General features: G+C 34.7%; 9 protein-coding genes. 7 read left to right on the plus strand and 2 right to left on the minus strand.

Going from position 1 to position 11,737, the window contains the following annotated elements; translation table 11 throughout:
* The 7 genes from B9Y84_RS11905 to B9Y84_RS11935 all read left to right on the plus strand — a co-directional run.
* On the plus strand, positions 1-4,743 hold a 4,743-nt coding region (locus B9Y84_RS11905), incomplete at its 5' end, for a PKD domain-containing protein (RefSeq protein ID WP_139828023.1).
* Between the two features lie 196 nt (positions 4,744-4,939).
* Positions 4,940-6,226, plus strand: a complete 1,287-nt coding sequence (locus B9Y84_RS11910; RefSeq protein WP_085517534.1) for a citrate synthase — start codon at positions 4,940-4,942, stop codon at positions 6,224-6,226.
* Positions 6,227-6,312: 86 nt separating this feature from the next.
* Positions 6,313-6,573: an acyl-CoA-binding protein gene (locus tag B9Y84_RS11915; RefSeq protein WP_085517536.1), complete on the plus strand. Its 261-nt coding sequence runs from the start codon at positions 6,313-6,315 to the stop codon at positions 6,571-6,573.
* Positions 6,574-6,583: 10 nt separating this feature from the next.
* A complete protein-coding gene (locus tag B9Y84_RS11920; RefSeq protein ID WP_085517539.1) occupies positions 6,584-7,777 on the plus strand; it encodes an aspartate aminotransferase family protein in 1,194 nt (397 codons plus the stop codon).
* Between the two features lie 44 nt (positions 7,778-7,821).
* Positions 7,822-8,493, plus strand: a complete 672-nt coding sequence (locus tag B9Y84_RS11925) for a hypothetical protein (protein WP_085517541.1) — start codon at positions 7,822-7,824, stop codon at positions 8,491-8,493.
* A complete protein-coding gene (locus tag B9Y84_RS11930) occupies positions 8,486-9,058 on the plus strand; it encodes a TlpA family protein disulfide reductase (protein WP_085517544.1) in 573 nt (190 codons plus the stop codon). Before B9Y84_RS11925 ends, B9Y84_RS11930 begins: the two co-directional genes overlap by 8 nt.
* A 101-nt stretch (positions 9,059-9,159) precedes the next feature.
* Positions 9,160-10,239, plus strand: a complete 1,080-nt coding sequence (locus B9Y84_RS11935; protein WP_085517546.1) for an alkane 1-monooxygenase — start codon at positions 9,160-9,162, stop codon at positions 10,237-10,239.
* A gap of 2 nt (positions 10,240-10,241) precedes the next feature.
* Here the strand turns inward: B9Y84_RS11935 and B9Y84_RS11940 are convergent, their stop codons facing one another.
* Both B9Y84_RS11940 and B9Y84_RS11945 read right to left on the minus strand, forming a co-directional pair.
* Positions 10,242-11,399 (minus strand): MFS transporter, encoded by a 1,158-nt coding sequence (locus tag B9Y84_RS11940; protein WP_085517549.1) that lies wholly within the window; start codon positions 11,397-11,399, stop codon positions 10,242-10,244.
* A gap of 45 nt (positions 11,400-11,444) precedes the next feature.
* A complete protein-coding gene (locus B9Y84_RS11945; RefSeq protein WP_085517551.1) occupies positions 11,445-11,660 on the minus strand; it encodes a PspC domain-containing protein in 216 nt (71 codons plus the stop codon).
* Positions 11,661-11,737: the final 77 nt, after the last annotated feature.

Genomic DNA, 11,737 nt, shown 5'->3' on the forward strand with positions numbered 1-11,737 from the left:
GGTACTACTGTAACTTTGACCATGACCGTCTCTGGTAATGGAAGCTGTGATCCTGCTGTGGATACGAAAGATTTGATTATTAATGCTTTGCCTACCGCTAATATCACCACAACAGCTACAGAGGTCTGCGAAGCTGACCCGTTTACTTTATCTGGTACAATTGGTGGTGGTGCTGATACCGGTGAGTGGAGGTTCAATTCAAGCCAATCCACGCAAGCTTTAAATTCAGGCACGCTTTCTTCAACTACAAATAATAGTGGAACTTGGGAAGCTGTATTCACCCCCAACAGTTCTCATACGGGAAATAATGTCATTTTTGAGTTTGTCGCATCGGGTTCTTTAACTTGTTCTGTTGATGTAAAAGATATCACATTAAATATCAGATCCCTACCAAGTACAATTGATCAATCATACTTCTTGTGTGAGGATGTTGCAGGGGACGGACTAACAAATGTAGACCTTACTGAATACAATGACGATGTTACAGTTGAACCAGCAGCAAACGTCACAATAGAATGGTATACTAACAGTACATTGACGAACATGGTGATTGATGAAACAGATGAAAATGTCAGCAATGGTTCAAGTTATTATGCTAAAATTACATTCTTATCAACCACTTGTTTTGACGTTGCAAAAGTTGATTTTGCAGTAAATCCACTTCCTTTAGTTAATGCTCTAACTAAGGCGTATTGCGAAGATGATTTTGAAGACAACCAAGCTACGGTAGATTTAACATTTTTAAATCCAGAAATCAATAATCAAGCAGGAAATTATTCGTTTGAATGGTTCACTTCTTCTGATCTAAGTTCAGCTAATCAGATAACTGGTATAGATTTATCTAATTATATCGTTACCAATGCATTGCAGCTTTATGTAAATGTAATTAATGATGATACAGGATGCGAAAATAATACCACAGTGGATTTTCAGGTGTTACCTGAACCTGATCTTGATACTCCATCTGATATCACTGTCTGCTCTTTCGAGAACATCTCAACGAATTTCTCAACATCAAACTTAACGGGAGTAACTTATTCTTGGACGAACGATAACGGTGCTACTGGAATACCTTTAAGCGGAACAGGTAACATCAATGCTACCGTTAATGAAAACGTTACAGGAGCAGATATCGTGAGTAATATTACAGTAACTGCCACCAAAGACGGGTGCGTTGGTGATATTAAATCTTTTATTGTAACTGTTAATCCAAAACCAGTAATTACTACTGAACTTTCAAGACAAATATGTTCAGGAGATGAAATTTTACCCATTGGCTTTTCTGATGATTCAGGAGGAAGTAGTACGATCACTTGGACTGCAACTAATGCTGCTGCCATCGGTCTACCTGCTAGCTCGGGCTCAGGTAATACACCTGCATTTACAGCAAACACTAATAACACAACTGCAACTATTATTTCCAATATCACAGTCACTAGCAATTGGAATGGTTGCGTCAGTGATCAAATGAATTTTCAAATACGCTTACTACCTACACCACTAATAAATGCTGTTTCAGATGAAGTGCTCTGTTCTGGGGAAAATTATATCGTTAATTTCACTAATAGTTTGCCAACTGGTACTACTTATGATTGGGTCAATGACAACACCAATATTGGATTAGCAGCTTCAGGATCAGGAGATATAAGCTTCACAGCTCCAACAAATACCACCGGCACTAGTATCGTTGCTAATATAATTGTTACTCCATTTAATAATTCATGCGAAGGTCCTCAAGAAACATTTACGCTAACATTAAACCCAACACCGGTTTTTGTGCCATTACCAAATGTAGAATATTGCTCCGAAGAATTTGTATCTATACCTATTTCAACAGATTTAACGGATGTAAATTTAAGTCTGAGTGTTTCAGACAATTCTATATTTTCAACAGGTCCCGTTTTAAATGCAGGTAATATTGAGTTTACGACTGCTGTAAACACTTCAGGAGCTGATATTAATTCGAATATTATTGTCACAGCGGAAAAAAATAGCTGTCAAAATAGTGAGGTTTTTGAAGTTAAATTGAAGTACCGACCTGTTGTAAGCAGTGAATCAGATCTGCTTGATTTATGCTCAGGAGATTTGCTGCCGGCCATTAACTTCTCTCACGATTCCGGAATAGGAAATTTTACATGGGAGCTTACCAATTCAGCTTTAATTGGTGATAATACACCAGCGTCAGGAGCTGGTAATTTCCCTGGCTTTCAACTTGCTGAGAACTTAACTGGTTCTGAAATTGATGGATACATAAAGTATTTCAGCACAAATAGAGGTTGTATTAGTAGTACCGACTCCTTCAAAATCACACTTAAACCCGCCCCTGTAGTCCTAAATGAGGATGTAGTTTTCTACGCTGGTGACCAAGCCAACGTTGAATTTCTATCAAACACTGAGGAAGATACTGACTTCTATTGGAGCAATAATCAAACCTCAATTGGGATTAATAATGTGCAAGGAAATACTGAAAATATTGAAAACAACACTATAACTCCGAATGGATTTATTGCTACTAATCCATTTACTTCTGATGATAATATAGCAGTTATCACAGTATACGGAATAACTAATGGATGTAAGGGTCCTGACAGACAATTTAGAATAATCGTAAAACCAAACCCAGTAATTGAAATAAGCTATCAAAACGTATGCGAAATAGATAATGCTGTAAAACTCGGTTTTAATACCAGTTTTAACGATTTAGAATCAGATAGTATAGTTGCGTATAGTTGGAGTGTTCCTGATAATCCTGAGCTCGAAATTCAAAACGATACCGTCCAGTTTAATTCACCTGGAAGGAAGAATGTCCGTTTGGAAGTCCAAACAGCATTAAATCGAACTTTTACGTCAAACTATACGGTAGAGGTCTGGAATGTTGAAAATATTAATTTCACAACCACTAATGTGTCTACCAGTACTGCTGGAGACTCTACTGGAACAAAGTTTTCCCCTACTGTACAACTAGACCCGTCAATTTCAAATGATATTGTAGAACTCAGTTATGAATGGGACTTTGGAGATCCGACAAGCGGAACTAGAAATGTTTCTTCTGACAGAGAGCCTATTCATAATTACGAAACTCCAGGGGTATACAGTGTCACATTGTCTGTTATTGCTGAAGGATTATCTGAGGGCGCAATTGATTCTTGTGTGATTACACAAGTTAACCTGATTAACATTGTAGAATCGGTGGATGTATTTCCTTATATTGAAGATTTTGAAGACGGACCTGCCGGCTGGGGTTCTAATCCTGGCAGCAGTATTGGATCCTCATGGACTTATATTCAAGATAATACGGCTAACTACTTTAGTAATAGCAAAAATAATAGTAGGGTTTGGGGAACAGTTTTGAATGAAAGACAAGCAGGGTTTTTCAGAGATGAAAATTCATATCTACAAACGCCTAACTTTGATTTTTCTGGATTGGATAAACCCATGATCGCTTTTGATATGTGGCTAGATGTTGAAGACCAAAATAGAGCGGGTGCAATAATAGAATATTCTACAGATGATGTCAATTGGCAAATTCTAGGTGATATTGGTGATCCGTTAAATTGGTATAATACAAATACCTTGAATGCTATTGGGGGTGAAATTTCTAATGAAGATCAAATTGCATGGTCTTACTACCAAGACGAAGAATGGCAATGGAAAAGAGTAGCATATCCTCTAGATCAATTAAAAACATTAGAAAGTACTATATTTTTTAGAATTAATTTCAAGGGCAACGATAATGAGAATTCAAGTGGTATAGCTATCGATAACTTCTATGTTGGAGAGAGACAGAAATTGGTAGTATTAGAAAACTTCACCAATTTAAATTCAGTAAATTACATTAATAATCGCAGCAATTTACAAAACTTAAGATCATCTGAATTAAATAAAGACATTCTTCCGCTTAATTTTCACATATCCATCCCATCACCAGATTCAGTCAATTTGAGAAATTCTGTTGAAATGGATGCTAGGGCAAGTTTATACAGTATTGAAGAAAGCCCGAAAATTCACATAGATGGAGAATTGTTTGAAGAGGAAATTTACTTGGTAGGTGGTGAATTAACAAATGAAGTAAAGAATGTTATTACTAGCAGATCATTACTAGAACCTACTAATTTAGTGGATTTAAAAATTGACACAAGTGCAAATACAAATAGTATAAGATTCAGCGCGACTTTGGATCCTCACGTAGACACCACCACACTAATGGCTTATTTCTTCATTATTGAAAAATCTACAACCCCAGTGAGTGAGTTGAATAATATCGTGAGAAAAATACTGCCGAGTATCAATGGCATTACACTAAACGATCTTTCTGAGAGAACTACTATGAATTTTGAATGGGAGGTAAATTCAATTTATACTAATGACGACTTAGCAATAGTATCAATTGTTCAAGAGAGAAATACAAACAGAATAGTTGAAGTTAAGGTTAATGACATTGAAGAAATTAAAATCCCTGATAATATACTAAGCATTGAAGATGGCTTTAATTCAATCGGCATCAGCCTATACCCTAATCCTAGTAGAGGCAATGTAAATTTGAAATTTAATAGACAGTTAGACTCTGAGCTTAAAGTAATTGTTTTTGACACTAATGGTAAAATAGTAAAAACGACCTCTATTCTTAAAGGAAGTATAGAAACAGAACTTAATCTAAACGGAATAGCATCAGGAGTTTATCATATCATTACCAAAACTTCAAAGGGCCAATTAAATAGACAAAAAGTAGTCATATTGGATTAAGTTCTGAATTTTAAAAATGACTATCAAAAATATTCAAAATTCTAAACTATATTTAAATAGTGGCGTTATTTGACTTAAACAATTTAATATAGCACTGATAGGTGATAATGCATTCACAGTTTTATTAAAGTATTTTTTTACTTATTTTCGTGAATTCTTAAACCATTGTTTCAAAATTAATATAATTAGATTATACATGTCAGATCACGCAAAATTATCATACGCAGGAAAAGATTACGACTTACCAGTTATTGAAGGTAGCGAAAAAGAGATAGCTGTCGATATTAGTAAACTCAGAGCGGATAGTGGCCTTATTACTATCGATCCAGGCTTTAAAAATACTGGGTCTACTAAAAGTGCGATAACCTTTTTGAACGGTGAAGAAGGAATCTTGCGATATAGGGGATACTCTATTGAAGAATTAGCAGAAAAATCTTCTTTTCTTGAAGTGTCATATTTATTGATTTACGGTGAACTACCTACTAAATCTGAATTAGAACATTTTCAAAATGAAATCACAACTCACACATTAGTTCATGAGGATATTAAAAAAATATTAGACGGTTTCCCATCTAATGCACATCCGATGGGTGTTTTATCTTCTTTAGTGTGTTCATTAACAGCATTTTATCCTGAATCGTTAGATCCAAACAGATCTTCTAAGGAAGTAGATTTAAGTATTATCAGAATACTCTCTAAAATGCCAACTTTTGCAGCTTGGGCTTTTAAAAATCAAATCGGTCATCCTGTTAATTACCCAGATAATGAATTAGATTATCAGTCTAATTTCCTTAAAATGATGTTCGCTTTACCAGCCGAGAAATATAAGGTGAATCCAGTTGTGGCGAAAGCACTTAATACTCTATTGATTCTACATGCTGATCACGAGCAAAATTGTTCTACCTCTACTGTAAGAGTTGTTGGTAGTTCACAGGCAAGTTTGTATGCTTCCATTTCTGCAGGAATCAACGCTCTTTGGGGACCATTACATGGTGGCGCCAATCAAGCTGTGCTAGAAATGTTAGAGCAAATCGAAGAAGCTGGTGGAGATACTGCTAAATTTATTGCTAAAGCCAAAGATAAAAATGATCCTTTCCGCTTGATGGGATTTGGGCACAGAGTTTATAAGAATTTTGATCCTAGAGCTAAAATTATTAAAAAAGCAGCTGATGATGTATTAGATCAACTTGGTGTTGATGATCCATTATTAAATATTGCTAAAGAGTTGGAACAAATCGCATTAAAAGATGAGTATTTCGTTGAGAAAAAACTTTATCCAAATGTTGATTTCTACTCAGGTATTATCTACCGCGCGATGGGAATACCTACCGAAATGTTTACCGTTATGTTTGCACTAGGTCGTCTACCAGGTTGGATTGCTCAATGGAAAGAAATGAGAGAAAATAATGAACCAATTGGAAGACCAAGACAGGTATACACTGGTGAAAATTTGAGATCTTATGTTGATCTAAGCAAAAGATAAATAAAATCATTTCAGATATTTTTAAAGTCAATCTATGAATATAGGTTGGCTTTTTTAATTTTACAGAAATTATAAAACAATTACTTATGAGCATACAAGAAGATTTCAAAAAAGCAGCCGAAAGGTCTAAATCCAATATTAAAGAAAAACCTTCTAATGAAGATCTTTTAAAGCTTTATGCTTTATATAAACAAGGTGAAGAGGGTGATGTAAAAGGAGAAAGACCAGGTGGGTTTGACTTTAAAGCTATTGCAAAATATAACGCTTGGGAAGAATTAAAAGGTAAATCAACCGAAGAATCCATGAAAGAATATATAGACTTAGTAAATAAACTTGCAGAGGAGTAAAAGAATAAACTTGCAGAAATCTGAAAAAGACATATTTTTAAATAACATAGCACAAACCACTCCCTTTCCATTTCTTTTGGAGGTAGAGACTGCTAATGGTATTTACTTGCACACCACTGACGGAAAATCCTATATGGACCTTATTTCAGGTGTTGCGGTCAGTAACTTAGGACATCAACATCCTAAAGTAATTGATGCAGTAAAAAAACAATTGGAGAAGCATATGCACATCATGGTTTATGGTGAGTATGTGCAGTCTTCAGTTAATGAATTAGCTAAAATTCTTACGGATCATTTACCTCAACATCTCAATAGTGTTTATTTTTGCAATAGTGGGGCCGAATCTATTGAAGGTGCTTTGAAACTAGCTAAACGTGTAACTGGTAGAACAGAATTACTTTCCTTTCGTGGTGCCTATCATGGAAGTACTCACGGAGCCCTCAGCATTTCATCTAACGAAAAGAAAAAGTATAGATTTAGACCGCTCTTGCCCGATGTAGGATTTTTAAGATTAAATAATTTTGAGGATCTAAACATAATTACTGATAAAACAGCTTGTATTGTAATTGAGACGATCCAAGGAGATGCTGGAATCAGAATTCCTGAAAAGCAATTTCTAGAAGCACTACGCAAAAAATGTGACGAGACTGGAGCAATGCTGATTATGGATGAAATCCAGTCTGGTATAGGCAGAACTGGAAAGTTATTCGCCTTGGAACATTTTGGAGTGGAACCAGACATTTTATGTACTGCAAAAGCACTGGGCGGTGGATTACCCCTAGGGGCTTTTATTTCTAAAAAAGACTATATGGATTTGTTTACTAAAAATCCGATGTTAGGTCATATCAATACTTTTGGCGGAAATCCTATGAGTTGCGCTGCAGCTGTTGCTACAATTAAAGTGATTTTAGAAGATGGTTTCCTTGACGAAGTAGAACGAAAAGGAGCTAAATTTGAACAGCTCATTAATCATTCTGCTATTGTGGAAATAAGAAGAAAAGGAATGATGTTCGCCTTTGAATTTGAGAATGAAGAAATTGTAAGCGAAATCGTCAAAGAATGCTTAAGCAATGGAGTAATCTGCTTTTGGTTTTTATCGTGCCCTAATAGTTTTAGAATAGCTCCTCCCCTTACCATAAAGGATGAAGAAATTGAGAATGCTTGTCTAATTATTAATGATGCTATCGAAAAAGTCGTTAATTGAACAGTCTTATTCTAACAATCTTAGTTAATCATTAATTTTACTAAATGACTGAACAAAAAGTTTTAAAGGCATATGACAAGGATCAACTTGAAAAGTTATTAGAAAATCTTGAGCTACAGTACGGAAGTTTGGAATATGATAGTTTAAAACACCAGCTTTCATTTCCAGATAAACAATCATTATCAATCCGTTTGCCCTTTAGCTTCAATTATCTTAATGAAAAAGTAGTTCATTCAAATTTCCTTATTATTTTAATTCACTCAGGAGAAGCTAGTTTGGCATATTCTGAGGAAGATCAGATAGCGGAGCATAAAATGGTAAAGGCGTACATGGTTCGTCAAAAGCAAGGCAAAAGTCAAATCAAACACCTTAAAACAAAAGGGAAATCAAAGGCGGGATCAAGAGTGAGACTTGCAGGGACAGATCACTTCTTCGAAGAAATCAATGAAAAAATTACTGAGTGGGACGAATATCATGAGATTGAAAAAATTGCAATTAGCTGCAATAAAACTTTACAACCTTACTTTTTCAACAGACCCGATGCTGCACTACTTAAGAATGATAGCAGACTATTTAAAATTCCAAAACATATACAAGAAGCCAACTATGATAATTTAACTTCCATACACAACTATCTTATTTCAACAGAGTTTAAGTTTGATGATTCTTATAAAGAATTCATCACTAAATTAATTTCTGAAATAGATAATGAGTAAAAAAATAAATTGGAAGAAAGAGGCTATAAGCTGGGGCCTAATGATTGCCATTTTTGGAACTTTATATCTTACTGGTTGGCATACTCCAGTGATGGGTAAAATTCAGTCGTGGTTTTTGGCTACCCATATATTTACCCCTTCAATTGAAGAAGAACATAAAACTCCCTTCAATTTTGATGGCATTTTGATCACTCCAGAAGGAGAAAGAATTGCTTATAGTGAACTCAAAGACAAAACAATCTTTATCAATTATTGGGCAACGTGGTGCCCACCTTGTTTAGGCGAAATGCCTCATATTGAGAAGCTTTACTTACAACTAAAAGACAACCCTGACGTGGTCTTTTTAATGGTTTCAAAAGACAGTGAATTTAATAAAGCTATTAAATTCAAGGCCAAAAAGGAGTATGAACTGCCCATTTTTCAAGAATTGAAAAGCCCAACTCAGTTACAATCACAAATATTACCCACAACCTTTGTCATTAAAAATGAAAAAATCGCTTTTAGAAAAGAAGGCATGAGTAACTTTAATACCGAAGATTTTAAGAACTTCTTGATAGAGAATTAGATTTTCAAAAAGTTCATAATTAATTCAAATCCAAATTGGTTTATAACGGTAAACCCATTATTTTAGAACGAATATTAAAAAATCATATAAATTAGTTTGAGATGAGTTGGCTAAAGAAAATCGGTTATTTTAGTGCATTTATAATTCCAGCTTTAACAATTCTTGGATTCTATTTAGGCGGAATAGCCAATTTATCTACCTTGATCTTTGTATATGCATTGATTCCCGCAATTGATGCTACCGTAGGTAGAGATCATAGTAATGTTCCTAAAGAGGCAGTAAAGTCAGTTGCTAATGATTTCTATTATAGATTTATCACCTATTGCTGGACATATTTTCAGTTGGCTTTTTTAATTTGGGCAGTTTGGGTAGCTTCTACGAATACATCAACACCCTTTGAATGGATTACATTTACTATTGCAGTTTCTCTTTCTACTGGAGGAATTGGAATTACCGTTGCGCATGAACTAGGTCATAAAAAATCCAAACTAGAACGATTTTACAGCAAAGTGTTACTCATGACGGTGAGTTACATGCATTTCTATATAGAGCATAATAAAGGTCATCATGTGCGTGTTTCCACTCCAGAAGACCCAGCTACTAGTCGCGAAAATGAAAGCTTCTATGCTTTTTGGTGGAGATCTATCACAAAAGGTTATTTGAGTGCTTGGGAGATAGAAAATAAAAGACTCGAAAGAAAGAATAAATCAATACTCTCTATCCATAACCAAATGATTTGGTTTACTCTCCTACCCTTTATTTTTGCTGCTGCCTTAACTTTAGGAGTAAGTTTAGTAATTGGTCAATTTACCTGGATTCCTTTCGCTTTCTTTTTTGCGCAAAGCTTTCTAGCTTTCTCACTTTTAGAAGCTGTTAATTACGTAGAACATTATGGTTTAAGAAGAAAGAAAATAGATGAAAACAGATATGAAAGAGTAGAGCCACATCATTCTTGGAATGCTAATCATATGGTGAGTAATTTCTTTTTATTTCAATTGCAAAGGCATTCAGACCATCATTTTAATGCAATAAAACGATATCAAGTTTTAGATGATTATGAAAATGCCCCTCAACTTCCTGCAGGATATCCAACCATGATTTTATTGGCACATTTTCCACCCTTGTGGTTTAAGGTAATGAATCCAAAACTTCACCAATGGAACAACCTTAAATCAGCTTAAACTTAGGAATTTGAGCTACTTTTGATCTGAGTAGCTAAAATAGTTACACATAGTGCCATAATTGCTATAAAGGAAAATGAAGCCTGGAGATTTAACCAAGCTGCCAAATAACCAATTAATGGAGGACCTAAAAGAAACCCAAAAAATCCCATAGTAGAAACAGCAGCAAGAGCAACACTGGAGCCCATGTTTTTTGATTTTCCTGCCAAACTAAATACTAAAGGGATTACAGATGAAACTCCCGCTCCAACTATAAAAAAACCAATTAATGAAATGATTTTGCCAGGAAATATTATTAAAATTAGAAGGCCCGTAAAATTTAGCACCCCACTAAAAAAGACAACCTTTTTAACGCCATACTTACCAGTAAAATAATCCGCTACAAATCTAGTCCCTGCCATACTCACCATAAAGAAAGTATAGGCAAGTCCTAAAATATCTTTTGGTGCATTTACTACCTTTTTATAATAAACTCCACTCCAGTCAAACATGGTACCCTCACACATCATTGAACAAAAAGCAATAACACCTAATAGCAATAAAGATTTGTCAGGAATCACAAAAATAGGTTTATCTTGATCTTCATCTAAATCTTGCTTAATGAGGAATTTAAAACTTATATAAGCAGCAATTATACTTGCTGAAAAGATAATAGTATAATGATACTGAAGTAAAATTTCTTCACTAATCATAAATGCACCTATAATGGCGCCAAAGAATCCTGCCAAACTCCACATTCCATGAAAACTTGCCATTATATTCTTTTCGTATTCCTTTTCCAGGCTCACTGCCTGCGTATTAATAGCAATATTTACCATGTTTCCCATCAGCCCGAAAAGAAATAATACTACCCCTAACAAATAAATATTTTCTGAAAGAGAAATGGCCACTAAAGAAACTAGATAAAGTACAATGGAAAGGCGGGTCACTAAAAAACTGTTCCACTTAGCTACCAATATACCGGCAATCGGTAAAGAGATAAAAGAACCAATTGGTAACATGAGCAGCAATGTGCCAAGTTCAGCCTCTGAAAGTGAAAATTTTTCCTGAATACTTGGGATTCTGGATGCCCAACTTGCAAAAGTTAGACCGTAGCAAAAAAAAATTGTACTAACTGCCACTCTTGCCTTGACCAAGGAGCTTTTAAAAAATTGAGTCATTAGGGAAGGTTAATGAAAATATTATCGATTCCAATTAAATATTGTCTAATAATACCACTTTGACCGACCTCTTCTCAACATTTTTCGTACATCACGTATAAAAGCTAAGGCTAGGTATAATAAAATTGGAGAGCCAAAAGCCAAAAACGAGGAATAAATAAAAAATATTCTAATATGAGAAGTAGGAATATCCATCATTTCACCCAGTCGGGTACAGACGCCAAAGGCTTTATTTTCGATGAATTGTTGAACTTTTTTCATAATATCCCTTAATTTTAAACAAATAAGGCAAAAGCCTCGTTGATAATTCGATAAATTTAGAATTCTTTTTTTAAATT

Source organism: Marivirga sericea (assembly GCF_900177665.1).
Classification (GTDB): domain Bacteria; phylum Bacteroidota; class Bacteroidia; order Cytophagales; family Cyclobacteriaceae; genus Marivirga; species Marivirga sericea.

Bases quoted from the DNA above. Each gene is read 5' to 3' on its own strand.
- B9Y84_RS11910 (WP_085517534.1), top strand. From the start codon at position 4,940: ATGTCAGATCACGCAAAATTATCATACGCAGGAAAAGATTACGACTTA.
- B9Y84_RS11915 (WP_085517536.1), top strand. From the start codon at position 6,313: ATGAGCATACAAGAAGATTTCAAAAAAGCAGCCGAAAGGTCTAAATCC.
- B9Y84_RS11925 (WP_085517541.1), top strand. From the start codon at position 7,822: ATGACTGAACAAAAAGTTTTAAAGGCATATGACAAGGATCAACTTGAA.
- B9Y84_RS11930 (WP_085517544.1), top strand. From the start codon at position 8,486: ATGAGTAAAAAAATAAATTGGAAGAAAGAGGCTATAAGCTGGGGCCTA.
- B9Y84_RS11935 (WP_085517546.1), top strand. From the start codon at position 9,160: ATGAGTTGGCTAAAGAAAATCGGTTATTTTAGTGCATTTATAATTCCA.
- B9Y84_RS11940 (WP_085517549.1), bottom strand. From the start codon at position 11,399: ATGACTCAATTTTTTAAAAGCTCCTTGGTCAAGGCAAGAGTGGCAGTT.
- B9Y84_RS11945 (WP_085517551.1), bottom strand. From the start codon at position 11,660: ATGAAAAAAGTTCAACAATTCATCGAAAATAAAGCCTTTGGCGTCTGT.